The organism is Rhizobium sp. PK7-22 (assembly GCF_056530405.1).
In genome coordinates this window covers 599,646-625,862 of record NZ_CP096513.1, presented here as the reverse complement: position 1 = coordinate 625,862, position 26,217 = coordinate 599,646, and the positions used below count along the sequence as shown (strand labels likewise).

At 58.7% G+C, this 26,217-nt stretch carries 31 protein-coding genes and 1 pseudogene; 20 read left to right on the top strand and 12 right to left on the bottom strand.

The annotated features are described in order from the left end of the window. Window positions 1-11: 11 nt before the first annotated feature. Window positions 12-997: pseudogene (dctP, locus tag M1E10_RS03150) on the top strand (TRAP transporter substrate-binding protein DctP). Window positions 998-1,015: 18 nt separating this feature from the next. Here dctP (M1E10_RS03150) and M1E10_RS03145 read toward each other — a convergent pair. Continuing rightward, window positions 1,016-1,690, bottom strand: a complete 675-nt coding sequence (locus M1E10_RS03145) for a GntR family transcriptional regulator (RefSeq protein ID WP_499172678.1) — start codon at window positions 1,688-1,690, stop codon at window positions 1,016-1,018. A 221-nt stretch (window positions 1,691-1,911) separates the two neighbouring features. Here M1E10_RS03145 and dctP (M1E10_RS03140) point away from each other — a divergent pair, with 221 nt between their 5' ends. The 6 genes from dctP (M1E10_RS03140) to M1E10_RS03115 all read left to right on the top strand — a co-directional run bounded on the left by dctP (M1E10_RS03140) (window position 1,912) and on the right by M1E10_RS03115 (window position 6,762). Continuing rightward, a complete protein-coding gene (gene dctP, locus M1E10_RS03140; RefSeq protein ID WP_499172677.1) occupies window positions 1,912-2,898 on the top strand; it encodes a type 2 periplasmic-binding domain-containing protein in 987 nt (328 codons plus the stop codon). Window positions 2,899-2,984: 86 nt separating this feature from the next. Next, window positions 2,985-3,503: a TRAP transporter small permease gene (locus M1E10_RS03135; RefSeq protein ID WP_499172676.1), complete on the top strand. Its 519-nt coding sequence runs from the start codon at window positions 2,985-2,987 to the stop codon at window positions 3,501-3,503. After that, a complete protein-coding gene (locus M1E10_RS03130; RefSeq protein WP_499172675.1) occupies window positions 3,500-4,801 on the top strand; it encodes a TRAP transporter large permease in 1,302 nt (433 codons plus the stop codon). Before M1E10_RS03135 ends, M1E10_RS03130 begins: the two co-directional genes overlap by 4 nt. Before the next feature lie 11 nt (window positions 4,802-4,812). Then, window positions 4,813-5,253, top strand: coding sequence for a type II 3-dehydroquinate dehydratase (locus M1E10_RS03125; protein ID WP_499172674.1), 441 nt, complete (start codon window positions 4,813-4,815; stop codon window positions 5,251-5,253). A 451-nt stretch (window positions 5,254-5,704) separates the two neighbouring features. Then, window positions 5,705-6,280, top strand: a complete 576-nt coding sequence (locus M1E10_RS03120) for an Xre family toxin-antitoxin system antitoxin (RefSeq protein ID WP_499172672.1) — start codon at window positions 5,705-5,707, stop codon at window positions 6,278-6,280. Beyond that, the gene (locus tag M1E10_RS03115; RefSeq protein ID WP_499172671.1) at window positions 6,280-6,762 is read left to right on the top strand and encodes an RES family NAD+ phosphorylase; all 483 of its coding nucleotides are present in this window, start codon (window positions 6,280-6,282) and stop codon (window positions 6,760-6,762) included. Before M1E10_RS03120 ends, M1E10_RS03115 begins: the two co-directional genes overlap by 1 nt. A gap of 1,070 nt (window positions 6,763-7,832) precedes the next feature. On the opposite strand, the gene M1E10_RS03110 is transcribed toward M1E10_RS03115, so the two are convergent. Further along, the gene (locus M1E10_RS03110; protein WP_499172670.1) at window positions 7,833-8,282 is read right to left on the bottom strand and encodes an Rrf2 family transcriptional regulator; all 450 of its coding nucleotides are present in this window, start codon (window positions 8,280-8,282) and stop codon (window positions 7,833-7,835) included. Between the two features lie 116 nt (window positions 8,283-8,398). On the opposite strand from M1E10_RS03110, the gene M1E10_RS03105 reads away from it, so the two are divergent. The 4 genes from M1E10_RS03105 to M1E10_RS03090 all read left to right on the top strand — a co-directional run bounded on the left by M1E10_RS03105 (window position 8,399) and on the right by M1E10_RS03090 (window position 11,073). Further along, window positions 8,399-9,322 carry an NAD(P)/FAD-dependent oxidoreductase gene (locus tag M1E10_RS03105; RefSeq protein ID WP_499173456.1) on the top strand — a complete coding sequence of 308 codons (924 nt, stop codon included), beginning with the start codon at window positions 8,399-8,401 and terminating at the stop codon, window positions 9,320-9,322. 16 nt (window positions 9,323-9,338) lie between these two features. After that, entirely contained in the window at window positions 9,339-9,857 is a 519-nt protein-coding gene (locus M1E10_RS03100) for a class I SAM-dependent methyltransferase (protein WP_499172669.1), read from the top strand. Window positions 9,858-10,245: 388 nt separating this feature from the next. Further along, a complete protein-coding gene (locus tag M1E10_RS03095; RefSeq protein WP_499172668.1) occupies window positions 10,246-10,545 on the top strand; it encodes a type II toxin-antitoxin system TacA family antitoxin in 300 nt (99 codons plus the stop codon). Window positions 10,546-10,548: 3 nt separating this feature from the next. Then, window positions 10,549-11,073: a GNAT family N-acetyltransferase gene (locus M1E10_RS03090; RefSeq protein WP_499172667.1), complete on the top strand. Its 525-nt coding sequence runs from the start codon at window positions 10,549-10,551 to the stop codon at window positions 11,071-11,073. A 428-nt stretch (window positions 11,074-11,501) separates the two neighbouring features. On the opposite strand, the gene M1E10_RS03085 is transcribed toward M1E10_RS03090, so the two are convergent. From M1E10_RS03085 to M1E10_RS03070, 4 genes are all read right to left on the bottom strand, one after another. Then, window positions 11,502-12,035 (bottom strand): RES family NAD+ phosphorylase, encoded by a 534-nt coding sequence (locus tag M1E10_RS03085; protein ID WP_499172666.1) that lies wholly within the window; start codon window positions 12,033-12,035, stop codon window positions 11,502-11,504. A gap of 8 nt (window positions 12,036-12,043) precedes the next feature. Further along, the gene (locus tag M1E10_RS03080) at window positions 12,044-12,394 is read right to left on the bottom strand and encodes an MbcA/ParS/Xre antitoxin family protein (protein ID WP_499172665.1); all 351 of its coding nucleotides are present in this window, start codon (window positions 12,392-12,394) and stop codon (window positions 12,044-12,046) included. A gap of 382 nt (window positions 12,395-12,776) precedes the next feature. Next, on the bottom strand, window positions 12,777-13,040 hold the full coding sequence (locus tag M1E10_RS03075; protein ID WP_499172664.1) for a hypothetical protein: 264 nt from the start codon (window positions 13,038-13,040) through the stop codon (window positions 12,777-12,779). A gap of 13 nt (window positions 13,041-13,053) precedes the next feature. Continuing rightward, the gene (locus M1E10_RS03070) at window positions 13,054-13,800 is read right to left on the bottom strand and encodes an SDR family oxidoreductase (RefSeq protein WP_499172663.1); all 747 of its coding nucleotides are present in this window, start codon (window positions 13,798-13,800) and stop codon (window positions 13,054-13,056) included. Window positions 13,801-13,894: 94 nt separating this feature from the next. Between M1E10_RS03070 and M1E10_RS03065 the strand changes: the two genes are divergently transcribed. The 4 genes from M1E10_RS03065 (at window position 13,895) to M1E10_RS03050 (ending at window position 17,040) form a co-directional block, all read left to right on the top strand. Then, window positions 13,895-14,812 (top strand): AraC family transcriptional regulator, encoded by a 918-nt coding sequence (locus tag M1E10_RS03065; RefSeq protein ID WP_499172662.1) that lies wholly within the window; start codon window positions 13,895-13,897, stop codon window positions 14,810-14,812. Window positions 14,813-15,063: 251 nt separating this feature from the next. Then, window positions 15,064-15,891: a Crp/Fnr family transcriptional regulator gene (locus tag M1E10_RS03060; protein WP_499172660.1), complete on the top strand. Its 828-nt coding sequence runs from the start codon at window positions 15,064-15,066 to the stop codon at window positions 15,889-15,891. A 10-nt stretch (window positions 15,892-15,901) separates the two neighbouring features. Then, window positions 15,902-16,135 (top strand): DUF6894 family protein, encoded by a 234-nt coding sequence (locus tag M1E10_RS03055; RefSeq protein WP_499172659.1) that lies wholly within the window; start codon window positions 15,902-15,904, stop codon window positions 16,133-16,135. Window positions 16,136-16,314: 179 nt separating this feature from the next. After that, a complete protein-coding gene (locus M1E10_RS03050; protein ID WP_499172658.1) occupies window positions 16,315-17,040 on the top strand; it encodes a Crp/Fnr family transcriptional regulator in 726 nt (241 codons plus the stop codon). Between the two features lie 16 nt (window positions 17,041-17,056). On the opposite strand, the gene M1E10_RS03045 is transcribed toward M1E10_RS03050, so the two are convergent. Beyond that, the gene (locus M1E10_RS03045; protein WP_499172657.1) at window positions 17,057-17,341 is read right to left on the bottom strand and encodes a DUF6894 family protein; all 285 of its coding nucleotides are present in this window, start codon (window positions 17,339-17,341) and stop codon (window positions 17,057-17,059) included. 180 nt (window positions 17,342-17,521) lie between these two features. On the opposite strand from M1E10_RS03045, the gene M1E10_RS03040 reads away from it, so the two are divergent. Continuing rightward, entirely contained in the window at window positions 17,522-17,920 is a 399-nt protein-coding gene (locus M1E10_RS03040) for a response regulator (RefSeq protein ID WP_499172655.1), read from the top strand. A gap of 27 nt (window positions 17,921-17,947) precedes the next feature. Here the strand turns inward: M1E10_RS03040 and M1E10_RS03035 are convergent, their stop codons facing one another. Then, a complete protein-coding gene (locus tag M1E10_RS03035) occupies window positions 17,948-18,952 on the bottom strand; it encodes a sensor histidine kinase (RefSeq protein WP_499172654.1) in 1,005 nt (334 codons plus the stop codon). Window positions 18,953-19,032: 80 nt separating this feature from the next. After that, a complete protein-coding gene (locus M1E10_RS03030) occupies window positions 19,033-20,226 on the bottom strand; it encodes a sensor histidine kinase (RefSeq protein ID WP_499172653.1) in 1,194 nt (397 codons plus the stop codon). Window positions 20,227-20,485: 259 nt separating this feature from the next. On the opposite strand from M1E10_RS03030, the gene M1E10_RS03025 reads away from it, so the two are divergent. Both M1E10_RS03025 and M1E10_RS03020 read left to right on the top strand, forming a co-directional pair. Next, a complete protein-coding gene (locus M1E10_RS03025) occupies window positions 20,486-20,842 on the top strand; it encodes a response regulator (protein ID WP_499173455.1) in 357 nt (118 codons plus the stop codon). A gap of 134 nt (window positions 20,843-20,976) precedes the next feature. Continuing rightward, entirely contained in the window at window positions 20,977-21,183 is a 207-nt protein-coding gene (locus M1E10_RS03020; protein ID WP_499172652.1) for a hypothetical protein, read from the top strand. 449 nt (window positions 21,184-21,632) lie between these two features. Here M1E10_RS03020 and M1E10_RS03015 read toward each other — a convergent pair whose 3' ends face one another. The 3 genes from M1E10_RS03015 to M1E10_RS03005 form a co-directional block, all read right to left on the bottom strand. Continuing rightward, window positions 21,633-22,595, bottom strand: a complete 963-nt coding sequence (locus M1E10_RS03015; protein WP_499172651.1) for an alpha/beta hydrolase — start codon at window positions 22,593-22,595, stop codon at window positions 21,633-21,635. Window positions 22,596-22,605: 10 nt separating this feature from the next. Then, window positions 22,606-23,193, bottom strand: a complete 588-nt coding sequence (locus M1E10_RS03010) for a hypothetical protein (RefSeq protein ID WP_499172650.1) — start codon at window positions 23,191-23,193, stop codon at window positions 22,606-22,608. Between the two features lie 324 nt (window positions 23,194-23,517). Next, window positions 23,518-23,721 carry a DUF982 domain-containing protein gene (locus tag M1E10_RS03005; protein ID WP_499172649.1) on the bottom strand — a complete coding sequence of 68 codons (204 nt, stop codon included), beginning with the start codon at window positions 23,719-23,721 and terminating at the stop codon, window positions 23,518-23,520. A 104-nt stretch (window positions 23,722-23,825) separates the two neighbouring features. Between M1E10_RS03005 and M1E10_RS03000 the strand changes: the two genes are divergently transcribed. Together M1E10_RS03000 and M1E10_RS02995 are read left to right on the top strand one after the other, a co-directional pair. After that, complete coding sequence (locus tag M1E10_RS03000; protein ID WP_499172648.1) at window positions 23,826-24,056, top strand: DUF3606 domain-containing protein; 231 nt, start codon at window positions 23,826-23,828, stop codon at window positions 24,054-24,056. Window positions 24,057-25,378: 1,322 nt separating this feature from the next. Then, on the top strand, window positions 25,379-25,654 hold the full coding sequence (locus M1E10_RS02995) for a DUF982 domain-containing protein (RefSeq protein WP_499172647.1): 276 nt from the start codon (window positions 25,379-25,381) through the stop codon (window positions 25,652-25,654). Window positions 25,655-26,217: the final 563 nt, after the last annotated feature.

The window sequence follows — 26,217 nt, the reverse complement described above, 5'->3', positions numbered from 1 at the left end:
AGGAGAATGACATGAACGGTCTATCGAGAAGGCAAATCATCTTTGGGTCCGTTGCCGCAGTCGGCTTGTCCGGGCTGCCAATGGTCGCGCGGGCGGCGACGACGCTTCGTTTCGCCGATGTGACGACGGCGGATGCGCCGAGGTCGCAGGCGCTGGTGAACATCTTCGCCAAGGAACTGGGTCCTGACTACGAGTTTCAGCCCTACTTCGGCTCGACCCTGCTGAAGCAGGGAACGGAGCTGGTGGCCGTGCAGCGCGGAAATCTGGAGATGGCCATGCTGCCACCTTCCGACTTTGCCAAGCAGGCTCCGGAATTCGACATCCTGGGTGCAGCCTATGTCATCCGGGATGCGGCGCATCTGAAGGCGGTGTTTGAAAGCGATGTCGGGGATGACTTCCGAGCCATCGCTCGCGAAAAGCTCGGGGTTGAGATCCTGGCGCCGGCCTACTACGGCGCCCGACACGTCAATCTGAAGGGCGACAAGAAGATCACCACGCCCGAGGACCTGTCCGGAGTGAAGATGCGTATGCCAGGGGGGAGAGCTGGCAGTTCCTTGGCCAGGCCATTGGGGCGAACCCGATCGCGATGGACTACGCCGAGGTCTACACCGGGCTGCAGACTGGCGCCATCGACGCGCAGGACAATCCGCTTCCCAACGACAAGCTGATGAAATTCTACGAGGTGACGGATCAGATCGTCCTCACCGGCCACAATGTGGGTTTCGGCCTTCTGCTGATCGGATCGTCCGTGTTCGACGCACTTGCGCAGGACGAGCAGAAGCGGATGCGAGAACTTGCCGAGACGGCGTTCGCGTGGAGCACCGCGGAATATCTGAAGCAGGAATCGGAACTGGTCGCGTTCTTCGAAGAGCAGGGGCTCGACGTCTACGAGCCGGACCTGAACGCCTTCCGGGAGTACGCCCAAAAGCAGTACATGGAGTCGCCCCTTTCTGCCGCATGGCCTACCGGCATGCTGGAGAGGATCAACGCGCTTTGATCTCGTGAAGCGGCCGTGTCAGGGGATGCGGCCGCTGGCAAGCACGTGATCGGCCCCGTTCTGGACGTGTCTCTTCAGGATCTGCTGCGCGCCCTCGAGATCGCGGTTCATGGCAAGATCGAACAATCGACTGTGGTCGTCCACGACAGGCTTGCCGCGAAAACTCTGGGCCAGCAAATGGTATCGCAGGAAGCGGTCGAAGACGGAAGATAGGCTCGCCATCAAGGTGGCGGAATTGCACGAAGATACCAGCGCCTGGTGGAATTCCCAGTCGAAGCGGACCCAGTCGACGGTGCGGGTCGTGTCGCCGCTCAGAAGCGCCCTCTCCACCGACGAGAGCTTGTGGTGTGCCGCGACCAGACGCGCTTCCCAGTCGAGATCGCCAGCGGCGAATGAAAGCTCGAGAGCGTGGGTTTCCAGAAGGATCCGCATGTCGGCGAGCTCGAGAAGTTCCCGCTTCGACGCGGGGCTCACGTGGAACCCGCGTTGCCCTTCGGCGACAACCAGGTTTTCGGTGGTCAGCCGGCAAAGAATTTCCCGCAAGGTGGAAACGCTGACGCAATAGCGCTCCCTGGCTTGCTCCAGCTTGATCTTCGATCCGGGAGTGAGTGCCCCCGAGATCAGGTCCTGCCTGATTTGGCGGAAGACGATATCCCCCGCCGTTTCCTTCGTTTCTGGTTCAAGTGGGCGCATTTCATTCTCCGCGACATTCATATATATAACCGATAGAAACAAAAATATATGAGATAATTGATTTGACAGGAGGTGGCCATGCGTCATTGTTGTCACCAGCTGATTGACTAAACGAACCGTTCCGTACAATCTGGTGTCACCTTGATCGGGAGGAACGATCATTGATCTGGAGGTCATTGTCCGCGGAGCGGATGGTGGAAAGAACAACAGGAGGAGAAACCATGAACTTCAATCTCACACGCCGGTATCTCATCGGCGCAACGATGATGGCTGCAGCCGCATTCACCGTTCCGGCGTTCGCCCAGGACAAGCCGACGCTCAAGTTCTCGGCCGTGTTCTCGGAGCAGGACATCCGCGCCGAGATGACCAAGATGCTGGCCGACGACATCAAGGATGATTTCACCCTTGAGCCTTACTACGGCGGCAATCTCTTCAAGCAGGGGACCGAGCTCGTCGCCATCCAGCGCGGTAACCTGCAGATGGGCAATATCGCCCCCCAGGACATTTCCAAGCAGATCCCGGAATGGTCGGTGCTGACCTCGGCGTATCTGTTCCGGGACGCAGCCCATCTGAGCGCCTTCTTCAACAGCGACGTCGGCGCGGAATTCAAGAAGATGGCCGAAGACCAGCTCGGCGTCCACATCCTCGGCCCAACCTATTTCGGTGCCCGGCAGGTGGGACTGAAGCCGGAAAAGAAGATCATGACGCCTGAGGACATGGCCGGCATCAAGCTGCGCATGCCGGGTGGCGATGCCTGGCAGTTCCTCGGCGAGGCTCTTGGCGCAAATCCCGTCCCGGTCGCCTATGCGGAAGTCTATACCGCGCTTCAGACCGGCGCAATCGACGGCCAGGACAACCCGCTGCCGAACGTCAAGAACATGAAGTTCTACGAAGTCATGTCGCAGATCGCCCTGACGTCGCACCTGATCGGATATGACCTTCTCGTGATTTCCAACGAGTCATGGGCAGCGATGACGCCGGAACAGCAGCAGGCCTTCCAGGCGGCAGCCGACAAGGCCATGAAGTTCAGCGAAGACAAGCATGTTGCGCAGGAAAAGGCCCTGCTCGAGGAGTTCCGCGCCGCCGGCCTCGACATCTACGAGCCGGATCTGGAAGCCTTCCGCAAGTTTGCCCAGGAGAAGTACCTGAACTCCGATCTGGCGAAGTCCTGGCCTGAAGGTATCCTGGAGAAAGTGGCGGCTCTTTAAAGCCGCAGCCACTCTCGCTCGTGGACTGTAAAGAGCGGTGAGGCGGGATCGGAAGATCCGCCTCGCTGCCTCCTGGAGAAATGGACATGCCCCCAAGACTGATGGCCATCGGTGGATGGCTGCGACGGCGCGCGGAAAACCTCCTGTGCCTGATGCTCCTGACGATGTTCGTCGTCTTCATCCTGCAGATCGTCTTTCGCTATGCGCTGAACATGTCGATCGGCTGGACCCATGAGGTCAGCGTGGCGCTGTGGATCTGGATCGTGCTCTTCGGTTCGGCCTTTGTCGTTCGCGAAGTCGATGAAATCCGCTTCGATCTGATCTGGGGCGGCGCCAGCGACAAGAGCCGCCGGATCATGCAGATCATCTGCGCGATAGCTCTCGTGTTCCTGTTCGGCATATCGCTGCCCGCGGTGATCGACTACGTCACCTTCATGAAGGTGGAAAGCACGGCCTATCTCAAGATCCGCTTCGACTACCTCTATTCCAGCTACATCATCTTCGCGGTCGCCACGATCATCCGCTACCTGTGGCTCGCCTTCCAGGCCATCAGGGGCAGTGCACCGGACGCCTTCGATCCAACCAAGGCAGGCTCGGGCGTATGAATTTCGCAAGTCCCTTCTCCATCACCCTCATCGTCATCACCGTCCTGGCCTTCCTGGGCCTGCCGATCGGCCTGTCGATGATCAGCGGCTCGATCCTCTACCTTCTGCTTGTCGGAGCCGACATGGGGATCGTCGCCGAGCAGTTCCTGAACGGCATGTATTCCAACTACGTCATCCTGGCGGTGCCGCTCTTCATTCTCGCGGCCGAATTCATGAACGTTGGCTCGATGACGGAGCGCCTGCTGAATTTCTGCAACGTCCTCGTCGGACGCTTCCGCGGCGGCCTCGCGCAGGTCAATATCGTGCAGAGCATCATCTTCGCCGGCATGTCCGGCTCTGCGATCGCCGATGCGGCCGGCAGCGGCAAGATGATGCAGAGCATGATGACGCGCGAGGGCCGCTACACGCCAAGCTTTGCGGCAGCGCTGACCGCCGTAACGGCTGTCGTCGGCCCGATCATCCCGCCGTCGATCCCGATGATCCTCTATTCGCTCGTGTCCGATGCTTCGATCGGCTACCTCTTCCTCGCCGGCATGGTGCCGGGGCTCCTGATGGCCAGCCTGCAGATGGTGCAGGTGGTGATCACGGCCCGGCGCCGGAATTTCCCCGTGGAGGAGCCTGTGCCGATGCGCGAGATCCCGCGCATCACCGTGCGCGCTTTCCCGGCCCTGATGATGCCGGTCGTGCTGCTCGGCTGCATCTATTCCGGCATCACGACGCCGACGGAAGCGGCCGCCATCGCGGCAGCCTATGCGCTGATCATCTCGGTCGTTCTCTACCGCAGCATCAGCATCCGGAATTTCTACGGGTCGCTGGCCGCCAGCGCCAAGTCGACGGCATCCATCGGCATGCTGATCGCCGGCGCACTGGTCTTCAACTACGTGATCACGATCGAGAACATCCCAGACAGCATCCGCATCATGCTGACGGCCTGGGACCTCAGCCCGACCGGTTTCCTGATCCTCGTCAACGTGATCCTGCTCATCCTCGGCTGCATCCTGGAAGGCACGGCGATCCTGCTGATCATCGTGCCGGTCTTCATCCCGACAGCGCAGGCGCTCGGCATCGACCTCGTCCACTTCGGCGTCGTCGTCGTGGTCAACATCATGCTGGGGCTGGTGACGCCGCCCTACGGGCTGCTGCTGTTCATCGTGGCGAAGATCTCCGGCGCACCGATCAAGGACATCATCGTCGATGCGGCACCCTTCCTGTTCTGGATGGTGGTCTGCCTCGCCTTCATCACCTTCGTGCCCGACAGCGTGCTCTGGCTGCCGCGGTTGCTCGGCTATCAGGGCTGATGGGAGAGCTCATGAAGCCGATCTACATTCTCAATGGTCCGAACCTCAATCGGCTGGGCAAGCGCGAGCCCGAGATCTATGGGACGACCACGCTTGCAGAAGTCGAGGCCTTGTGCCGCGAGGCCGCCGGCGAGCGCCCGGTGGAATTTCGCCAGACCAACAGCGAGGAAAAGCTGATCGACTGGGTCCACGAGGCAATCGACGAGGGTGCCGGCATCATCATCAATCCGGCCGCCTTCACCTTCACCTCTCTGGCGCTTCTCGATGCTCTCAAGATGTTCAAGGGACCCATCATCGAGTACCACATCAGCAACGTCCATCGGCGCGAAGCGATCTACCACCGCTCCTACGTCTCGATGACGGCAACGACAGTCATGGCCGGACTGGGCGCGCAGGGCTATCCGCTGGCGGTGCAGGCGCTGGAGACGCTGATCGCAAGAGAGATGCGTTAAGCAGGGTAACAAGTGTGAGCCGATAAGATTACGCGGCAAAGCGGGGCTTGGAACTCATAGGGCCATTGCTCTGCAAGAAGGACAGTTATCAACCCAGATAGGAGCTACCGGTCATGTGCCCTGCAGGATGCCTTCATTCAATTTGTGCTAACGCGACACGTCGCGGCTTGCTGAATTCGGGGTTTGCACTTGGCGTAGGCATGGCTGCTACGGCAGGCTCGTCCTTTGCAACGACTCCAAAACCACCGCCGAAAGTGACCATCAACGAAGTGGTAGATCTCTCCCATTCGCTATATGGTGACTCGGAACAACAGCCGGGTCGTAGGTTCGACCCCGCTTAAGACCGCCGTTTGCCAGATCGCACAGTCGGCGGCAACGGCGCTTGAGTATCTAATCATTTGAGCTATATTGATGCTCAAAGGAGCACGGCAAGCATCGTCGTGATATTCATATGGAACCAGCAACAGCAAGAGATGCATCGAACCGCGAAGTCAAGTCCGATTTCGATCAGATGACCCCGGAGGAAAAGCTCCTGCGGGCGCTTTTCGGCGAGACTTCAGAATCCGAGCGTCGCGGTAAGCGGAAGAAGACTGTTTCTGTTTCCGACTTCGAGGAAATCTTCCGAGCACCGGCTTGGCAGCGGATTGAGATGATTCGCGAAGGGATCAGCGCACGAGACGTGAAGCATCTGCAGGAGCGGCTTGGCATACCTCAGAGTGTGCTTCTCGAAAGCCTCAGGATGTCAATCGCCACATTGAACCGCAAGGTGAGTAGGCAGGAAAACCTATCCCCAGAGGATAGTGAGCGCGTGTTGGGCCTTTCCAAGCTCGTGGGCCAAGTTACTGAGATAGTGAAGCAATCTGGTGATACGCAAGGGTTTGACGCGGCAAGCTGGCTGGCCGGCTGGCTACAGCAATCCGTACCGGCTCTTGGGGGTGCCCGTCCACTCGATTTCATTGATACGCTCGAAGGGCAGGCAATGGTGTCGCAATTACTCGCCAGGATGCAAAGTGGGGCCTACTCCTGATGCCCGCAGCTTGGCGGATCGCGACGGACACTCCAGATTATGAAGCGGACGACCTGACAGGAACGGGCGCGAAGGTTACGGGGGGGCGATGGAATGCGCCGGGCTTCTCTGTGCTCTACTGCTCGGAAAACATCTCGCTCGCCGCGATGGAAACGCTCGTGCATTTTGCTGCGTCTACCTTACCTTTAAACCGCTACCTCGTCAGAATCGACATCCCTCAAGACCTCTGGGACGGAAGTGAGCGGCTGGATGCCAAATCGGCGCCGGTAGGATGGGATGCGCTACCAGCGGGACGCGCCAGTATGGCTTATGGCTCGACTTGGCTGGCGGAACGTCGGTCGGCATGTCTGTTCGTTCCTTCGGTTATTGTACCTGACGAGTCGAATGTGCTCGTCAATCCTGGCCACCCAGACGCCGGTAAAATTTCAGCCACGAAGGTTCGCAGGTGGCTCTACGATTCGCGCCTAAAGGCGAAAGCCTAGATTAAATCGATAGACAAGCTAAGGCCTCGATGCGGATACTGCGTTGGGTTCTCATCAACAGATTCTGGGACGCCATTGTCCGGAGTTTGCTAAGGCTGTTGCTGCGTCCAGTTTCTCAAAGCGATCACCAAAAGCCGAGCCTACAGCGGTAGATGGCGGTACCCAGCGCCTAGCATTGAGATTCAACGTCGGAGACGGGGGAGAGTGCAGCTTGCTCCTGTCGTTGACGGTTAAGCGGGTCTTCGGCGAGGGGGGACCGTTTACACTGCGGCGCAGCAACTCACGGCAGTATCTTGCAGAACAGCCGCAGAGAGCAAGCTGCAGCGCCGTGGTGCCTTCCATCGTGGGCGGCCGAGAGCACTACAAGGTGCTGGCCAACGCATACCGGGTGGCGGGAGGGCCTCATGGCGCCGTTCAGTTCCGTCGTCGAAAGGGCGAAGGGGCAGGGTGAGTTCTAGCCGGCGCCTGCACCCGAAACTTGATTGCCATCACGGTAGGCGCCTGTTCTCTCGCCGCTGGTTCTCCTGCAAGTTGATCGACGTCTGCGGTGGAGCGTAGCAACCTTACGGCGGTCCGGGCAAACGGCGGGCTTACGCCTACCTGGGCCACGACGACGAGCGCCAAAGGCTGCCTTAAAATTCGGGCAACACGTACTTGAAGATGGTTTCTGAAGAAGTGGCGAAAAGTTGGATCACCGCAATGGAAGCGGATATCCCACGACTGTCGCGGGGTTAGAAGGCGAGGTGTTGATTTCCACTGAGAGCTCTCAGTGGAAATCAACACTCTGTGGTTTTTCATCCCGAACGGGTATCTTTTGGTCTATTGGCGCCAGTAATTCTAAAATCATCCCGATCGGTTCTTTGCATTCCCTTTGTACCGTTTGATGACATCATCGTCCCGATCGGGTGATTATGGACAAGATCAAAGATACAAAAAGCCTCGGCATGCTGATCCGTCAGGAGCGCAAAAAGCAACGGTTTTCCGGTCGCTGAGCATGTTTCTGATCTGGGCCAGAAGCCGTCACGGCACATGAAATAATCTTGGCCGCACAATATGGCTTCAAGCGCAGTTTAAGACGTACATCGTTGACCGTGATTTTGTTCGCGAACGCTAGGAAAACCACGGGCGATATCGGCAAGCGTCACTCCTGCAAACCTTCTGCGCAACAGTTCCTCTGCTTCGTTGAAGACGTCCGTTAGCGTCTTGTTGACCGCCTGCTCGATAAGACAACCTGGCATGTCATGTGCAGGTCCAACCGCAAAGATGGACGGCTCTCCAACTGCCCGGTAGATATCGAGAAGTGTCAGTTTCTCGAGAGGACGAGCCAGCGTCCAGCCGCCACCATGACCTTTCACGGAGCTGACATAACCTTCTTCGCGCAGCCCCGCCATTGTGCGCCGGATTACGACAGGATTGGCGTCGAGCATCTGCGCGATCATCTCGGATGTCATCGGCCCGTCATGTCGCCCCATATGAATCAACACATGCAGCATGCGCGATAGCCGACTGTCCTGCCTCATCCTCTGCTCCCTCCCGTGCTTTCACCACCCACTCTAGCACGACCGTCATTCCCGATACATGAGACTTGACCCGTCTTTTCACGACACTTATGTTGTTGCGAGATTCAGGAGAAATCATGAGCGACACGATTTACGACGTCATCATCATCGGAGGCAGCTACGCCGGGCTGTCGGCCGCCCTTCAACTCGGCCGCGCGCGTCGAAAGGTCGTGATTATCGACGAAGGCCTTCGGCGCAATCGCTTCGCATCCCACTCGCATGGCTTCATTACTCAAGATCATGTCGACCCGGCCGAAATCGTAGCAGAAGCCTTGTCTCAGGTGATGGAATACAAGACGGTGGAATGGGTCTCGGGTCGTGCAGATAGCGTACGGCGAACCATGGAGGTGGGTTCAGGAGAGACGTCGTTTGACGTCGAGGTTAGCGACATCCGTTACCATTCGCGCCGGCTGATCCTGGCGTTGGGCGTACGCGACATTCTTCCCGACATCGAGGGGTTGAAGGAGCGTTGGGGCAAAAGCGTGTTCCACTGCCCCTACTGCCACGGCTACGAACTCAACCAGGGCAAGATCGGCGTCATCGCCGGCTCGGCGCTCTCGATGCACCATGCGCTGATGCTTCCCAATTGGGGGCCGACAACCCTGCTTCTCAACCAGGCATTCGAGCCGGATACAGATCAGCTTCACGCCCTTGCAGCGCGTGGCGTTGTCATCGAGCGTTCTCCCGTGAAGGCGCTGCGCGATCAAGCTGATGTGCAGCTTGCCGACGGTCGGACCCTGTCTTTCTCCGGCTTGTTCGCACTTGCTCCTTTCGAGGTTTCCAGCTCAATCGCACAGCAGCTCGGCCTCGACATGGAACAAGGTCCTCTCGGCTCCACCATCAAGACCGATGCGACGAAGGAAACCAGCATGTCTGGAGTCTTCGCTTGCGGGGACGCTGCACGCCCCATGGCCTCTGTTGCACTCGCTGTCGGCGACGGAAATCTGGCGGGCGTGGGCGCGCACAGGTCATTGATGTTCGGAACCATCCATCATGGATAGGTTCGGTGGACGTCAGATGGACTACATTGCAGGCGCTCGACGCAACGTTCCGGGGCTTGATGGGCTTCACCGCATGACGGGACTGCTTCTGGCCGAACACATGCCCTCGGACGGGCGGGTGCTGGTGGTCGGCGCGGCCGGCGGTCTTGAGCTGAAGGCATTGGCGGAGCAGCAGGCAGGCTGGAGCTTCGATGGTGTTGATCCATCATCAGACATGCTCGCGTTGGCACGAGAGACGATCGGAACCCTTACAAAGCGTATGACCCTGCACACCGGCGACATCTCGGTGGCGCCGAACGGGCCGTTCGATGGTGCCGTTTGCCTGCTTGTATTCCACCATATCTCGCCGGAGGATAGGAAGATCACGCTTCGTGGCATTCGTCGGCGTCTAAGACCCGGATCGGCGCTCGTTCTGGCTCACGTCAGCTTCCCTCTCAGCGAGCCCTCTTATCATCATGGATTGACAGGCATATCGAATTTGGCGCGCCTGCGCAGATGGATGCAGACAGACGTAACGCAGCCAAAATTGGCGTGAGAGAAAACACCTTCATCAGGTCTCCGGAAGAAGAGCTGGGATATCTGCAAGAAGCTGGCTTCACGGGCACCACGCAGTTTTACCATGCGCTCAGTTTTCGGGGATGGGTTGCCTATGCGTGAGCGATCGTGCTTCGTGGAGAGCCTGTCCGCTTCGGGCAAGTTTGAAAGCACATTGCAAATTGTCCAGACGCTTGGGTCGTGGCCCACATCGACAGTGTGAATCCGGCCCCAAATCCGGCATTCCGGAAGCATAGGTCACTGCCCGAGCTAGCAGATTTGGTGCAGAACGGCGCGCGAAAGACTGGAAGACAAGTCGTCAACAGATTGATAGTGTCGTATTGCATTTGGCGCTACAAATCGCTATTTTCTTCGTAAGGAGACAAGTCATGGCCGCCACTGTTGAACGCAAGGAATACCCGATCTCAATGCGCTTGCCTGAAGCAGACGTCGCAATGATCGATCGTGCGGCAAGCCTGCGCGGCCGCTCACGAACCGATTTCGTGCGGGAGGCCGCTGTGCGCGCCGCAGAAGAAGTCGTTATGGAACACGGGCTCATCCGCATGAGCCCGGAAGGCTTCGCTGAATTCATGGTTGTCTTGTCCCTGCCGGCCGCTCCTGTTCCCGAGATGGTGAAATTGGCCAGGCGGCCCGCTCTGTGGGAAGCCGGCTATACGCCGAAGCAATAAGCTGTGGTATTATCGGCTCCAGAAGCGCTTACGGCCGCGCATGATGCTTCCGAATTTTCCTGCGGCAAGCCGGCGCTCGATTATTGGCTGAAGACGCGCGTGCTTGCCAATCAGGAAAAAGGTTTTACGGCGGTTCTCGTCGTCCACGAGGCGGGGCGCGTCGTCGGATATTATGGCTTGGCGCCGACCGCTGTCGTTCCTGCGATCCTGCCGCGCTCAATCCGCACCGGGCAAGCGCCCGATCCGGTTCCCTGCCTTCTCCTCGGCCAGCTTGCGACGGACAGGGAGTGGGCGGGAAGAGGCATCGGTACAGGTCTGGTGAAACATGCCCTTGAGCGATGCGTCCAGGCCGCTGCTTTGATCGGTGGCCGAGCGTTGATGGTCAATGCAGTCGATCAGGAAGCGGCTCAGTTCTGGCAGCGCCGAGGTTTCATGCCCTCGAAGGACGATCCGCTCGTCCTGTTTCGCTCCATCGCCGCAATCGCTGCATCGCTGGCGGAGGCGCGCTCGCAAGGGCAGGGCGAATAATCTGAAGTCTTGCCAAGCCAGGCAATTGGCAAAAGGCATAACGACGCGTTTGATAATGCACCACAAAGACGACATCCTCCCGCGGCATTGAAACGGGCGATCGGCGTCATCCGTCGCGATCGGCGGCAGGCCATCCTGGACATGAGGATCGCAGTGTCTGACAGGCAATAAAAACCCCATGCGATCATCTCCTAGCAGCCAAGCCCGGTCGATATCTGCTTGCTGGCGTCGCGAAGCAGCGCCACAAAACGTTGAAGGTCGCTCTCCCGCGTGCGGAAGGCGGGAGCGGCAATGTTCAGCGCAGCGACCGCCGACCCCATCGAAGGCCAATACCGGCACCGCCACGGACGAGGTGCTCCCTCAATTCGCCGCGGCTGATGCAGTAGCCGACCACGGGATTATGCATGATGCCCTCCGCGACTTGCTGGTCAAGTGTCGTTCGGCAAGGTGGGTGCTGGCCGATCCCAGGGCGAAAGCCGGTTTTCATCATCGATCAAGGTGAGACGGCAGCTAGCCGTCTCGTTCCATTTCCACAGGACGAGGTTGAGATCCTCCTCTGTCGCACCTGGTGCGAAGCTTCTGACCAACAAGCCATGGTAGCCCGCGGCAGCGAGCCTCCGCCCGAAGCTCTGCGTCCTCGCTTCTCCGGCCGTTTTTATCTGGTCGCGCCAGGTGGCGTCAGAGAGGGTTGCGCCATCCATTCCCTCCGCCTGCAGCGCCGCATCGTCCCGGCTGTCGAAAACACGTTCGATATCGGCGTCATAGGATACGAGCGTCGTTGGTTGGAGGCTGCCGACCTGGTTGGACTCTCGCAGCGCCGTCATGACCGACAGGGACAGATATAGCGCGGGGGCGCCTTTCCGATTGAAACGGCCGCCGTAGAGTTCCGCACCGCGTCCCGATAACGGCTTGCTCGCATAGATCGGATTCAGCGCCCGGTAGAGTACCCCTCGAAAATGCATCGACCCGATCAGGCGTGAACGCCGGCGTCGACCGCATCTATATAGTCGAGCACGTCATCGGCGCGACCATCACGGACCAATTGCATCGCCGTCAGACCAGAGAAGCCGGGTAGCGGTTCGGAGCGATACCAGGCATAGGCCATCAGCGCCGAGCCGAAACGCGGCTCGACCTTGTTGACAACCTCGGTCATCTCGCGCAGCCGCCGCTGCGTCTTGTCGGAGCTGATACGGTCCTTCCGCTGGACCGCATCCTTGCCGAGTCCGGCCGTACGGGCGATCTCGTCGCTCGTGGTGCGCAGGGCTTCGGCGATCTTTCGCGGCGAGAACAGTCCGCCATCCGCGTATTGGGCGATGCTCATAACGCTCATTCCATCCAAATGCCAATAATAATGACGCAATATAGCGTCAAAATCATTGAGCTGCAACTGATTGAACGGAGGGGAGGCAAAGAGAGGAAAGTCGGTTTGCACAACGGCTGGACCTCTGACGCTTGCGTTCCACCGCGCTGGCTCGCAATCGCGGCCGTGACATCTTTTATAGGGCTATTGGTCCCGCTTGTTCCGCTCGGGCAAGCTCTGCCGCAGTTGCACCGGTCCGCCCGCTCCGCAGGCGGGTGGGCCCGCAAGCCATAGGTTCCGGGTCGAAGCCGCCGCCGAAGGTGTACGACGGGTACGATCCGCCGGAAGGTTAGAACAGCATCATATCAGCGGAAGTTCTATGACGCGCTAGGATTTGAAAGCTTCAGTCCTGTGCCACCGTGGCATTCAGTGCAAGCCCCACCTCGATGCCGACTGCTGTCAGGACGTCGTCAAAAGAACGATGAGGGAGCTTGGCAGTAGACAGGTATACCATTGCCGAGAGTGGCGAAGGGTGCAAACCGGTCTTCTGGCCCCAACCGAGTAAAAGACTGCCATAAATATCCGTTATGCCGCGCGTCAGCCAATCACTAGACGGGAGGACACGCAGGCAGCAGAAAGCATGGCGGATCCAGCCACTGCCGCCCATGCAACATCCTGCCTCAGCGGGTCTGAGCAAGCGCAACAGCGTCTGCTCCAGCAGGGAAGCGAAGCTGGTTTTCGGTATCGTAAACGGCCTGCCAGACTGCTTCTGCAACATCGCTTTCCGTGGTGGTAAGTGCGGGCTTCGCGAAAGCCTCGAGAATTGGCTGTGCGAAGTCAGCATATCCACCGGGAAGCAGCTCCGAGACTGGAACAATGGCATTTGCACCGAACTGGGTGGTTGGTGCATAACCGGGCTCGACGAGCTTCACTCGGACCCCGAAGTGCCCAAGTTCATGTGCGAGCGATGCCGAGAAGCCTTCAATGGCCTGTTTGGTCGCAGTATAGGCTGCTGCGAGTGGGAATTCTCCCAAGGTAACGCTCGACGTGACATTGATGATCGTTCCGGACCGCCGCTCGCGCATCTGCGGGATGATGGCCTGGCACATTGCCATAACACCAATCGTGTTGGTCTCGACAAGCTGGCGGATGAGCGACATCGGCATCGCCTCGAACGCACCGACACCGCCAAGGCCAGCGTTATTCACCAGCACGTCAATTGAACCGATAGAGCCCATTAGCGCGGCGATGCTCTCGGATCTGGTGACATCGAGCGGCAACACCCGCAGCCGGTCCGTTTCGGCAAACAGCGATGGGTCCGGGCGGCGCATGGTCGCGACGACATTCCACCCACGAGAAAGGAAGTGTTCGGCAGTGGCCTTGCCGTAGCCCGATGATGTCCCGGTAATGAGGATGGTCTTGGTCATAGATGTCTCCTTGGCTTGGGTAAGGTGACAATAGACAGCCCTCACGATACGATCCATAATCCTGAATCCATAAACAATCACGGATCGTCCAAACATGGACCCTCTCAGCGATATCATAACCCTCTTGCAGCCAAGCACCGCGATAGCAAAGCCCATCTCCGGGCGCGGCCAATGGGGCGTTCGCTATAGACCGTATGACGCACCCGGGTTCACTGTCGTTCTGGCAGGAGAAGCATGGGTCACATTAGGTGACCGGGAGCCGCTTCGGATTGCCGAAGGCGATTTTCTCCTTTTGCCGACGACGCCGGCGTTCTCGCTGTGCAGCAAACCAGGCGCACCCTGCATTCCCGCTGAGCCTCTGGCTGAAGCTGTCCGTCACGGCGAGCAAGAAGGGGAGCCTGAATTCGCGGCGCTGGGCGGAAGCTTCTCGATTGAGAGTGTCAACGCGCCGTTGCTGCTCGCGCTGCTGCCCGATCATATCCACATTTCCGCCTCAGCCGGGCGCGCGACGCGATTTGGCCGCCTGATCGAACTGCTGTCGGAGGAGTGCATCGCCCACTACCCCGGCAAGGAACTGATCATCCAGCGATTGCTGGAGACGCTGCTGGTAGAGGCATTGCGTTGGAATATTATCGTCAACAATGCAGCATCAGCGGGCCTATTGAACGGTCTGCGCGATCCCGCCATTTCCCGCGTTCTGCGTGCCATCCACGACGACGTGCGAACGAGGTGGACGGTAGCCAATCTTGCAGGGATAGCGGGAATGTCGCGATCGGCCTTCGCCGCGCGCTTCCATGAGGTTATTGGTTGTGCTCCAATCGAATATCTGGCCCGTTGGCGTATTGCTATCGCCAAGGAGGCATTATTGAGGGGCGGGAAATCACTCGACCGGATCGCGGACGAAATCGGCTACGAATCCGCCAGCGCCTTCAGCACAGCGTTTAGCAGAAGGATCGGCTGCTCCCCTGGCAGGTTCGCCAGAGAACCTGTTGCCAATCAAAAAACGCCATAAGGCGGGTGGACGTTGGTTCAGATCCCCCTCAAGGCGAAGGCGCGTATCGCTGTGGCGGTTTTGCGCCGTCACATAGGCCATAGAGGTCGTTATCGCGCCTGCCCGTAAGCAGACATTGCTCCAGGCCACCGCATCACCTCGTCTGTGCGCCAGAAGCCCTTCTGAGCTAAGGTCATGGGCCTCTGACTCTGCGGCTTCCAATCCGGAACGCTGGCGTTGCCACCGCGTTATCGCCTTTGGAGGAACTTGTCATGGACAACTCTCTGACAATGAAACTCGAGCAGTTCATTCGGTTCGACCAGCACGACCGACAGCGCCTCGACCAGCTTCTTAGCTACCCGACGACGGCGTTTTCCCGCGGTGACGTGATCATCGAAGAGGGCAGGGAAGTCCGCAACATCCATCTGTTAGTGACCGGACTGGCCGCTCGCTCCAAAATACTTCCTGACGGCCGGCGACAGATCATGGCGTTCCTGGTGCCGGGAGATCTCTGCGACGTTGAAGTCTTCGTTCTGCGAGCCATGGATCACAACATCATCGCCATGACGGATACCACATGTGTCCTTATCCCAGCCGAAGTGATTGAAGGACTGCTGACCGAGTCTTCCAACATCACCAAGGCACTGTGGTGGGGAACGATGGTCGATTCCGGCATCCTGCGCGAATGGATTATTGATCACGGGCGCAGGGATGCTCGCGAGCAGATCGCGCATCTGTTCTACGAGTTGCTCATTCGCCACCGGATAGTGGGCGAAACCACCGACGACAGCTTCTGGTTTCCAATCACTCAGGATGATCTTGCTGATGCAGCGGGCCTTACTCCTCCACACGTGAACAAGACATTGCAGGACCTGAGAGCCGCTGGGTTGATCGAGTTCAAGAACAAGGTCCTCACAGTCCTGGACACGCAGCGGCTGCGCAAAGCTGCCAATTACGAGTCCGGCTACCTGCACCTCAATCGCACGGAGCGGCGCGATGGCGAGGTCGCAGATCGAGCCGGCGATCTTGTTTCACAGACTGAAGGGAACATTGTTGGACGGACGGTAGATGGGGCGAAGCCTATGTTCAAGAACCATTAACGAGGGTGCTATGGTACGCTACTTCTTCCATATTCATCATGACCTTGATTACCTGGACGAGGTCGGGACGGAAGTTGCATCCGATGATCTGGTTCTTCCTTTGGCAGTAAAGACAGCCGCGACGATGATGGCCGAAGACGACACCTTCTGGAACGGGCAAGGGTTGGTGATCCGCGTGATAGGAGAGACTGGCAACCTCGTTCTGACGGTTGAGCTGACGACGGTTGTTGAAGTCACGTCTTGAGCGGAGGCTTGCATGGCGGACACTGCCCCAGCCGCAGGCGGACGCCTCAATGTCAGAACCGTACAAACCCAAGATAGATTATAGCGCGCTGCGCACTGATAGCTCATGGTCTGCACATTGCCTGCTGCGATCTGCGGCATGCATGGGACCGGGCTCTTCCCCGAACGGAGGACGGTGTCGTGCCCATCGAACGAGCTCAAGTTTACAACCGACTTCTAAAGGCAATCTCGGAAAGCTGCTTTTCGGCGCTATCGGGCCAGCTTGAACAAGTCGATCTTCCAGTAGGTCATGTTCTTGTCGAGCCTGACGTTCCCGCCAGCTACGTTGTCTTTCTCGAGGACGGCCTGGGATCCATCGTTGCGAAAGCTTCCGATGGCGAGACGATCGAAGTGGGTCATCTTGGTTACGAGGGTATGAGCGGCGTGCACCTTCTCCTGAAAACGAAGCGAACGCCGAACAAGACCTTCATGCAGGTAGCAGGATCCGGTTTGGCCGTTTCAGCAGACTTCCTGGAAGAAGTGTTGCGCCAGCATCCTGAGGCTTCAGACCTTCTGCTCCGATATGTCCTGTCGTGCGAACTGCAGCTTGCCCATTCCGCCTTGGCGAACGCCAGATACCAGATGCCACAACGCCTGGCCCGCTGGCTTCTGATGTGTCACGATCGAATCCGTCTTCCGGACTTGCCGCTGACACACGAGTTCCTTTCGCTGATGCTCGGGGTCAGGCGGTCCAGCGTGACCGACCAGATCCATATGATCGAAGGACTCGGTATCATCAAAGCCACGCGGGGCAACATACATATCCTGAATCGGCCAAAGCTGGAGAGGCTTGCTGGCGGCTGCTACGGAATTCCGGAGCGGGAGTATGAGAGGCTAATCGCTGGCGTCCAGGGTAACATTTCGTGACGGACGAAAGATCAGGTCAGTTCTGCACAGTGCCGGTCGCAGAGTGACGAGGGGCTACCTCGGAGATGGCTTCTCTGAAAGCCACAACTTTCAGCACGTCGCCGGCATCGTCGCAGATCTCGATGCTTTGATCCGAGATGTCCCGACCCTGAAGGACGGCCCGGCTCATGGGGTCCCGGGCGTCCTTGATGGCTTCTGCGCGAGCATCCTCCAGCGACGAAAGTTCAGTGCCCTCGATATCATGGATGACCCCAGACGGGGTGAGGACGTTGAAATAGTAGCGTGTGATGCTTTCGCTCATCACGGCATGATAGGGTTCGATGCAGCAATTTGCCACGTCTCATCGGGAGTTTCCCTCTGGGAGCGTACGGTGCGAGGCGCTCGGCGCTGTGCGGCTGTGCCGCTGTGCCTTTAGAGCGGTTCGCTGGAACAGCTCATGCTAATATGAGTTTGGCACCAAACCCTGGAGGCTGAAGACAGTATGCGTATTCTTGTCGTTGAAGACGAACTCATGATCGCCATGAACCTTGAGTCGATTCTGGAGGATCTCGGGCACGAGGTTCTGGGGCCGGCTCGCGACAAGAAGGATGCTTTGCGTAGCGTTGACAGCGCCAAGGTCGCGCTGGTGGACGTGCGGCTTGCCGATGGTGTCACCGGTCCAGAGATCGCAGAAATCTTGAGGGCACAGCATGGAGTCACCGTCGTCTTCACCACTGCGAATCCAGAAGCCGTCCTGACCAGCAATTCAGGCGTCGCGGTGCTGACGAAAACGTACGACAACGAGACCATCGCGCAAGCCGTGGCTTACGCCATGGCTCGCCACGAGGGGCGACAGGTTGCGCCACCGCAGAAACTCACAAGAATTCCTGTAGCGCTTTGATCCAATGAGGCCATAGGATCTGATGGATCAGGCTCTGTTCTGGAGCGCCTCCACGTCCCCTTCAAACCTGACACGGACGCCCTCCGGCGGAAATTCTACGTTGGCATTTCCGAAAGCACGAAGGCTGGACTGGAGCAGTCTGCTGCCGAAGCCTTTCCGTTGCGGCGGCACCACTGTGGGACCTCCCATCTCGATCCATGAAAGCTGAAACCGCTGTGAGCCGCCGGCTGTCGAAAGCGACCAGACGACGTCGACAGAACCCTCATCGCCTGACAGCGCGCCGTACTTCCGCGCGTTCGTTGCAAGCTCGTGAAAGACCAACGAGAAGGAAAGGGCCGCCTGTGGCCCCAGTTCCATCGTCGGCCCGCGCATCCGCAAACGCTCCGACCCGGTGAGCGCCAGGTTCGCCGCTGTCGCTTCGACAACCGCCCTCATGGTCATGCCGACCCAGTCCCGCTGCAGAAGAATGTCATGCGCCTTAGCGTAGGCCCCAATCCGTGCGGTGATTGAAGCCGATGCTTCTTCCAGAGACGAAACGCTGCGAAACGACTGGGCCGTGATAGCCTGAACCACCGCCAGGGTGTTCTTCATGCGATGGTTGAGCTCGTGCATCAGGATTCGCTGCCGGTCCTCGGTCTCCCGTTGATCCGTTCTGTCGCGCAGGATCTTGACATAGCCCTCAACAGTCCCGTCGTCGGATCGTAGCGCCATCAACTGGCCTGAGGCCCAGAAGCGGGAGCCGTCCTTCCTTAAGTGCCATCGCTCGTCCAGCGCTCCGCCTTCCTGGAGCGCGGTGGTCATTTCCTGTTGCGGGGCTCCGGCCTTCTTGTCCTCTTCGGTGAAGATGATCGATCCGGGAAGACCCATAGCTTCTTCTGCTGTCCATCCCAGCACTCTGATCGCGCCTTCGTTCCAGCTCGTGATCAGCCCATCCAAATCGAGCGAAAAGATCGCATACTCGATCGCGCTTTGCAGAATGGCTTCGAGGAACCGCTCGCGCGGCGTCGTGTTCGGCGGTGTCATATTGCTCATGAATGTCTTTAGGTGGACGGTATCTGCATCGATATAGCGGCTTTGTGGTCAGCAACAAGTGGACCGCTAGCTGTGGAGCCTCAGTCTTGCGTCGCCGGCTTGAACCGGAGGACGAAGGCTGTGCCCCTGTTCATGCGTCGCCATTCCGGCTCGCCTCCGAGTTGGCGGCTGAGAGAGCCGATCAGCCTGACCCCCAGGCTTGTCCTTCCGGCAGGATCGAAGTTCGACGGCAGCCCTTGGCCGTGGTCGACGACGCAAAGCTGAAGTAAGTCCTCTGGGAGACTGGCGAGTTCGACTTCGATCTCCCCCTGACCCCCGTCATAGGCGTACTTGATGGCGTTCGTCACGAGCTCGTTGACGAGAAGGCCAAGCGTCACCGCCTGTTCCGTGCGGACCTTGGTTCCATCGGCACGGCAGCGAACGGTAATACCGGCTGTGGCGGCGACCAGTTGCTCGCATAGCTCGCCGAGGAAGCTGTCGAGCTCAACCGAATGCACGGCATTGTTCCGCCACAGTCTGTCGTGGACGGAGGCAATCGTCTGCACCCGGTGGCCCGCATCCCGCAGCGCTAGCGCCACTTCCTCGTTAAGCGACATGCGAGCCTGCATCGAAAGAAGGCCTGCGACGATGCTCAACGAGTTCTTGACGCGATGACTGACCTCCTGGGTCAGAACTTCCTGATGCCGGATCGCCTCGCGGAGCTGCTGGTCGCTCTCGTCACGTTGGATCGCGACGCCGAGGATTGCGCCCAAGCTCTCCATGAACGCGACGTCCGCCTCGTCAAACTTGCCTTCGCCAGGGCTGTCCACCTCGAGCACACCATAGGCTTTCTCTTCACATAGAATGATGACGTTGAGGGCGCGTCTGATGCCGTGCTCGGCCAGGAGGGATGGGGTTCTAAATCGCTCTTCATTGGAGAGGTGGTTGGAGATGACCGCCTTCCCGGCATGGAAGGCGTAGCCGGCCGGACTTTCCAAGTCATCGCCGACCGTCGCGTTACCTACGACGCCTTCCCTCCAGCCCACTCCGGCCTCGACCAGAAAGCCGGCGCCGTCTCCTAGGTGGCGGAGAAACTTGGCATAGGTTGCGTTCATTCCTTCGGCGCAGAGTCGTGTCGCCTCCTGAAGCAGATCGGTCAGGTTCCGCGTTTTCAAGGCCAGGTAGCCGAAGTCCGCGGCGATCCGCTGCTGGCGGAGGCGATAGGCAAGCTCCTCGTCAACCGGCTTCAAGTCCGGGCTAGGAGATGGTTCCTCGTGAACTTCCAACTCGGACATTTCTGACCAGCCTTTTTCAGTCGTGGGAGACGCCGCACACGAGCGCGACCATCCGAGCGAGTCCGGATGGCAGGGGAGCGATTTCATCTTGGCAGCTTGCGCAAAGGCGCTATGGATAATTCTAAAGAAACGTCAACCTAACCGCTCAGGTGCGATTTGCGGCGATCAGACAACAATGCATACAAGTTGTAGATGTTAGGGGAACCTAATGGACATGCCGTCCGTTATGCCGCCTCGGGCGGAGGGTGACGGGCAGATCATGACGTGCAAAGTGCTTGTTGTAGAGGACGAGCCTCTTCTCCTGTTGTTGGCAGCCGAAGTGGTCGAGGACGCCGGTTTTGAGCCATTGGAAGCGAGTAATGCGGACGAGGCCATGCAGCTCTTCGAGCAGGCCCCCGATATCAGAATCCTGATGACGGATATCGACATGCCAGGAAGCATGGACGGTCTTCATCTGGCGGCGGTGGTCCGCCGCCGCTGGCCGCCTGTCGAGATCGTAGTCGTCTCCGGCAAGCAGCGGCCATTGCGCCACGAGCTGCCCGAGCGGAGCATCTTCCTTTCCAAACCTTACAACATCGACGACCTGACGCAGACCTTGATCAAGATGGCCGCCTAGACGGTCGGCTGCTCCTTGGCCCGTCTGAAAGACTGATCAAGAGGCGGATGACAAGGCTCAATTAGATCTACACGCTTCCCCTGTTGCGTCGTCCGTACTAGGTAATTCTCTCCGCAAATGGCGACCTGGTTTCAATGGCTCATTCCGACTTCGACTTCCTTGGCCATAACGGCGGCCTTTCCAGCTTGATCAGGGACTTCAATTGGGCATCCACGCCGCTCGGACAGCCGGCTTCGTGGCCGGAATCGGTGAAAACAATCACCGCGACAATACTGCATTCTGCCCGGCCAATGGTCGCGCTCTGGGGCGAAGAAGGCGTGATGATCTACAACGACGCCTAGTCGGAAATCGCCGGGGGGCGCCATCCCGGCCTTCTTGGAAGCAGGGTGAGGGAGGGCTGGCCCGAGACGGCAGCCTTCAACGATCATGTGATGAGCCAGGTAATGGCGGGTGAGAACCTAGCCTACCGGGATCAGCATCTGGCACTTCATCGCGGCGGCCGGACGACGCCTGGTTCGATCTGGACTACTCGCCGGTTCCTGGAGCAGACGGTCGTCCTATCGGCGTTCTGGCGACTGTCATAGAGACCACCGACAGGGTTGTGGCGGAGCAATGGCGCAGCAGCGAGGTTGACCGTCTGCGTGGGATGTTCGAACAAGCTCCGGGCTTCGTTGCTCTGATGCGCGGCGAGGAACATGTCTTCGAACTGGTGAACGAAGCATACCGGAAGCTCGTGGGCTTCCGTGACGTCGTTGGACAGACTCCGAGGGATCGCGCAGATGGATCTGCGTTAACTCGCGCCGTTGAAGGTTCCGTCTCCACAAGCTCCAGTCGATTGTGCCATGAGCCATCGTCTTCCAAAGGCATTCGTCTTCGATGCCAGTCGTGTGGGCAAACGGTTGAACCCATGTGCCCCTTCGGGGATCACTGCGAGGCGGGCATTGCTGTTGGCCTTGAGCCATTTCGCGTGCATTTCGATGCTGTCATCAACGATGGGATCAAGTCGCCCCGCGATGAAAAGAGCGGGAGGCAGTTCCCGCAAGTCGGCGTGCAACGGCCCACGGCGCAGATGAGAAGGAAGGGACGGAGATAGCCGCTGAAGGTTCCTGAGCGCGGACGGGCCATCGATCAACAGGGTGCTGCCTGTGCTGTCGCGGAGGCTGTCAGATCCTTCAAGATTGAAGGCGCCGCAGACGGCGTAGAAACCGCGCACGACATCATAAGTGCCCATCGAGCGCAGGTGCAGCAACGACTCCAGCGCCAGATGCGCTCCTGACGATTCGCCGGACATCAGGATGCTGCCGACACCAAATGTCTCAAGGTTTTTGACCACCCATTCGGTGACAGCGATACAATCCCGAAGCGTTCGCTCCAGATCGTCGTCGACGGCATTGGGAAAGTCCACCGCTGCAACAATAAGGCCGGTGTCATTGGCGATTATGCCCGCCAGCCGGTCTTCCAGGTGTGCAGATCCCATAATCCATGCCCCGCCGTGGAAATGAAGCAGAAGCCCGGGGGAATGGCTCCTCGGATGGGTCACCCGGATCGAGGAGGAGGTGCCGGGGATAGATGTAACAGACACCTTGGAGCGCTGTCGCCGCAGGCGAGGTATCGTGCCGTGCAGCGTGAGGAGCTTGTTCACCAAGCGCGCGTTCCAGCGGCGATCCGTGTGGAAACGAGGAAGCACCCGTAGGATCGCATTGAGCTGCCGCGCTCTCGCCAGATCGGACGCATTGATGACGACGTCGTTCATGACAGTACATTCATCGGTTGCGCCAGTTTCGGGAAACGAGATTTTTTAGCTGCGCGTCGATCTCCTTCAGGCGCGCCTCCGGGTTCGTGAGGTTTGACACGAAGCGATGGATTGGCCTCCACAATAGGCTGCCCTTGGCTTTCATCCCGACGGCTTCTTCGACGACATTCCACTCCTTGATTAGCTTCCCAGTCCCGTCGGGAGCACAGCAGCGAAATGAGCGATAATGCCTGCCTTCCCGAACAAGCCAGATTACTGGAAGATGCAAAATGGCCGCTTCAGCCGTCCCGGTATAGTCGGATGTGAAGCAGGCTTCCCCCTCCTTGAGAGAACCTAAGGGCGATTCCTGGAAAATTCTGCCTCGGACGGCGTTCAGAACGCTATGCCGCCGAAGCTTCACCAGATCTACAATTTTATGGCCTTGTTCGCCGACGACGCGTGCCTGCGAATATTTCTGGCATTCATGATTGTTTTGCTCAAGGGGAGTATCTGCCGGTTGCGGAGGTCTGCGAAGTTCTCCTCCGTTCGCGGTGCCTAGGTGTCCTCGATTGACGTTGTCACGCTCCCAGCACCGCGGAAAGTCTATTATTGGTGTCATCGCCCTGGACTCCTTTCCGTTCGAACTGGCCAACAACAGCGAAAGTTTCGTGACCGACAGCAATGCGGCGGTTGGTGTCAGATTGGAAACGCGTGTCAGAGTTGGAGAATAAGCTGCTAATGCAATGTGACGCGCGACTGCTAATAGCTGCTTGCCCGTTCTGCCGGCCAGCCCTTTGCCATCTGATCAGTGCCTCGGAAGGAGAATTGATCTTCTTCCTCTCGTGCGAACTGATCTTGACGACAACAGCGACATCCCCCGCGCCCCTGGATGCATCGCGTCTGCTTTTAAACCTGCGGTGTGTGAGTGCCATGGAATATTACCTCAAGGGAATTCGGTGGTGTTGAGATGCGAGGGGCATGCCGATTCCTGCGGAAGCATCCAGGCAAGCCTCGGCGCATGCTTTTTGAAAGCTTCCCGTGCCGCTCCACGATGTTCATTCGCTTCGAGGGCAGCCAGGCATAGAGCCTTCGCAGCCAGGTAGTAGGGCCCACGTTCGGTAGGCCCCCGATGAGAAAGTTGCTCCAATGCCTGGCCACCGCTGCGGGGCCTCCGCGGGCCGTAGCCGAGCCGTTTTGGCTCTGACTGCTTGAGTTTGTTCCATCTAACTGGCGATCTGTGCGCGTCGCCGCTTGCGCCGCACGATTCGAAACCAGTTATTCCACCGGATTGAAGGAGAGGTAGATGCCACAGACCAACAGAGGCCGCAACCAGGACAGAGCAAGAGTAGCCGGGGACAGGACTACGAAGTCCGCTACGAAGCCAGCAAAACAGGTGTCTCAAAGGAAGACGTCAACGAAGCGGTTCGCGACGTCGGAAACAGCCGCAAGAAGGTTGAAACTCAGCTCGAGAAGAAGAGCTGACCTATCCCAAGGGTATCATTCGAAAACTCCCCCTGATGCCATCCTGCCTAAGGAGGGGCCGCCATAAACTCGCGTCCGCCGCGGTCCCATGAACCGAATATAGCAACAAGTCGCGATTCCTCCTGAGCCGAATCCTTCGCTGGTTGTACAGGTGGGCAGGGCTCTCGCTGCTGGTAGGCAGGTCTCAGTGGAGGCGCCGCTGCTATGGCAGGTATGTCATTGTCGATGCCAGAACCGGACAGGCCGAAAGCGGCCCCAAACGCGAAATAGCGAGGTCGCCGGTTCAACTCCTTTCAACGCAGGAACATACGCGAGGAAGCTAAGTGAGCCGCAAAGCTCGCGAAGCTGGTTGCCCGGACAATGGAGCCTTGAGGTCTAGTAAGCGGAACGGCTCATCCGGGGGCAGTCGGTCCCGCCTTCCGCTTTGGCGTTGCTATGCTAAGGCTCCTGCGGGTGCCCTTGTTCCGGCTGAGCTGTGTCGAGAATTCCCGCTTTCCCAGCCTGCGGCCGGCGCTTCTCTGATCGGCGGGGCAACGTCAAGCTATTTCCCGCATATCCGTTAGCGGACAGAGTTCGAACATCGTCCGCAGTTGGTCCTTTGCGGACATCATGGCGAAGGATTCGCAAATGCATTTGGCGCAAAATATTGGGCCAAGAGCCGGGTACCGAGGGCCGGAAGGACCCCACGAATGCCAGCGATATAGAAGATCGGGGACGAAGAAATCTCCAGCCCGCTAAACGCGCCCGGCCTAGAGTACGCCACTACGACTGCGCAGAGAGCAGTCGCGCCTCCGCCGCAAAAACCGGCACAACAAAATCCTGATCCAGACCGATAGCGCAGTATGGAGAACAATACGCCACCCACGACCGACGGCACGAGACCATATACATATCCTATCGCCAGGAAAACACCGACGGCTTCCCAGCTTCTCACCCAGAAGGGAACAAGCAGCAGAAGCATGCCGAGTAGCGGCCTGACTGCAGCCGCAAAGAGAATGATCTGCCATGCATCAAAACTCCTCGCACTTTAAGCCGAGCCGTCTAAGTCTAAAACGGATAACGCTTCGCATGAAAGTGTCTCCGTACGTTTTGTGACGGAAACTGCTACCTGGTTCAGCAGTTAAGTTGGTAATTGGCCACCGAGAAGGGTTTCTCATGCCAATGTTCCGGGTGCACACCAAAGAGCGGAGCGGGCTGCTCGATGATCTTGAGAAAGCTGAGTTACCGGCTTCGATAGGCCATCGATTGGGGCCGACTGCCTCACCGCAGGCCGCGCACCCGACGTTCAGGAGAAAAGCACGCCCCTTAGCGGAGGTACATCGATGCAGGACGATCCGATCGTAAAAATTGACTTCAGCCAGAGCTGGGCAGAGGCGGTGTCCGCAGCTGCGAGGAACACCTCCGTGCAACTCATATCGGGGCCCGCCGATGCATATGACTTCCTTTGCAATCGATGGCCGGGCCCTCGCGGCCCTGCGTTTGCGAAGGCTCGGCGGGCGGCCATGGGCGCATTGTCTGGAGGTTGCCCTGCTGAGGATGCCCGATCCGCGTTCATTGCCGCCTGCTTGCAAGCCGATTGCCTTGTCAGAGCTGATTGATCCTGTTGATGACGGCCATGGCCTAACCTTGGTCCGTTGACGGATCTTGATGCCGTCGCGTCCGATCAAACCGCCCTAAAGATTGACGGCGACGTTCGTCGAGACCACGTCGTCAGCTTCGTCCGCCTCCATTTCAGCCAGTTCAGAAGGCGCCATGAGGCGCGGCGGGATTGATAAGCGCGTGTCATTGAAAACGGCAATGACGGCCTCGGCCCGGTAGAGCTCCGGGTGCGACTTCCGGTGAGCACCGATTGCACTCGTGCCGAACTGGTTGATTATGAAATCGAAGGACCTTTTGTGCGGCCGAGCCAAGAGTTAGCTACAGGAATGTCGGGTAGAACCCTGAGAATCTACCATGCGAGGTCGAAGGCGCTCAGGCGAACTTGACCAACAAGGCCCGGTTGGGCTTGGGATAGAGCGCTGAAATGTGCCCCACGCCTCTCGGCAAATGTTCCGTCTCGTACAGACCACTCCAGTGGCTGGGACCGCTGCAACTATCGGGACGGCGAAATGTTCGAACATCGGCCATGGAGGCCTCCCCAACTGCCCGCCGCACCGGCGGG

Bases quoted from the DNA above. Each gene is read 5' to 3' on its own strand.
- M1E10_RS03020 (WP_499172652.1), top strand. From the start codon at position 20,977: ATGGCTCATTCCGACTTCGACTTCCTTGGCCATAACGGCGGCCTTTCC.
- M1E10_RS03030 (WP_499172653.1), bottom strand. From the start codon at position 20,226: ATGTCCGAGTTGGAAGTTCACGAGGAACCATCTCCTAGCCCGGACTTG.
- M1E10_RS03060 (WP_499172660.1), top strand. From the start codon at position 15,064: ATGGACAACTCTCTGACAATGAAACTCGAGCAGTTCATTCGGTTCGAC.
- M1E10_RS03110 (WP_499172670.1), bottom strand. From the start codon at position 8,282: ATGAGGCAGGACAGTCGGCTATCGCGCATGCTGCATGTGTTGATTCAT.
- M1E10_RS03080 (WP_499172665.1), bottom strand. From the start codon at position 12,394: ATGAGCATCGCCCAATACGCGGATGGCGGACTGTTCTCGCCGCGAAAG.
- M1E10_RS03035 (WP_499172654.1), bottom strand. From the start codon at position 18,952: ATGAGCAATATGACACCGCCGAACACGACGCCGCGCGAGCGGTTCCTC.
- M1E10_RS03025 (WP_499173455.1), top strand. From the start codon at position 20,486: ATGACGTGCAAAGTGCTTGTTGTAGAGGACGAGCCTCTTCTCCTGTTG.
- M1E10_RS03120 (WP_499172672.1), top strand. From the start codon at position 5,705: ATGGAACCAGCAACAGCAAGAGATGCATCGAACCGCGAAGTCAAGTCC.
- M1E10_RS02995 (WP_499172647.1), top strand. From the start codon at position 25,379: ATGCAGGACGATCCGATCGTAAAAATTGACTTCAGCCAGAGCTGGGCA.
- M1E10_RS03085 (WP_499172666.1), bottom strand. From the start codon at position 12,035: ATGCATTTTCGAGGGGTACTCTACCGGGCGCTGAATCCGATCTATGCG.
- M1E10_RS03135 (WP_499172676.1), top strand. From the start codon at position 2,985: ATGCCCCCAAGACTGATGGCCATCGGTGGATGGCTGCGACGGCGCGCG.
- dctP (WP_499172677.1), top strand. From the start codon at position 1,912: ATGAACTTCAATCTCACACGCCGGTATCTCATCGGCGCAACGATGATG.
- M1E10_RS03115 (WP_499172671.1), top strand. From the start codon at position 6,280: ATGCCCGCAGCTTGGCGGATCGCGACGGACACTCCAGATTATGAAGCG.
- M1E10_RS03130 (WP_499172675.1), top strand. From the start codon at position 3,500: ATGAATTTCGCAAGTCCCTTCTCCATCACCCTCATCGTCATCACCGTC.
- M1E10_RS03055 (WP_499172659.1), top strand. From the start codon at position 15,902: ATGGTACGCTACTTCTTCCATATTCATCATGACCTTGATTACCTGGAC.
- M1E10_RS03010 (WP_499172650.1), bottom strand. From the start codon at position 23,193: ATGACACCAATAATAGACTTTCCGCGGTGCTGGGAGCGTGACAACGTC.
- M1E10_RS03125 (WP_499172674.1), top strand. From the start codon at position 4,813: ATGAAGCCGATCTACATTCTCAATGGTCCGAACCTCAATCGGCTGGGC.
- M1E10_RS03015 (WP_499172651.1), bottom strand. From the start codon at position 22,595: ATGAACGACGTCGTCATCAATGCGTCCGATCTGGCGAGAGCGCGGCAG.
- M1E10_RS03075 (WP_499172664.1), bottom strand. From the start codon at position 13,040: ATGGGCGGCAGTGGCTGGATCCGCCATGCTTTCTGCTGCCTGCGTGTC.
- M1E10_RS03145 (WP_499172678.1), bottom strand. From the start codon at position 1,690: ATGCGCCCACTTGAACCAGAAACGAAGGAAACGGCGGGGGATATCGTC.
- M1E10_RS03045 (WP_499172657.1), bottom strand. From the start codon at position 17,341: ATGAGCGAAAGCATCACACGCTACTATTTCAACGTCCTCACCCCGTCT.
- M1E10_RS03065 (WP_499172662.1), top strand. From the start codon at position 13,895: ATGGACCCTCTCAGCGATATCATAACCCTCTTGCAGCCAAGCACCGCG.
- M1E10_RS03040 (WP_499172655.1), top strand. From the start codon at position 17,522: ATGCGTATTCTTGTCGTTGAAGACGAACTCATGATCGCCATGAACCTT.
- M1E10_RS03070 (WP_499172663.1), bottom strand. From the start codon at position 13,800: ATGACCAAGACCATCCTCATTACCGGGACATCATCGGGCTACGGCAAG.
- M1E10_RS03095 (WP_499172668.1), top strand. From the start codon at position 10,246: ATGGCCGCCACTGTTGAACGCAAGGAATACCCGATCTCAATGCGCTTG.
- M1E10_RS03105 (WP_499173456.1), top strand. From the start codon at position 8,399: ATGAGCGACACGATTTACGACGTCATCATCATCGGAGGCAGCTACGCC.
- M1E10_RS03100 (WP_499172669.1), top strand. From the start codon at position 9,339: ATGGACTACATTGCAGGCGCTCGACGCAACGTTCCGGGGCTTGATGGG.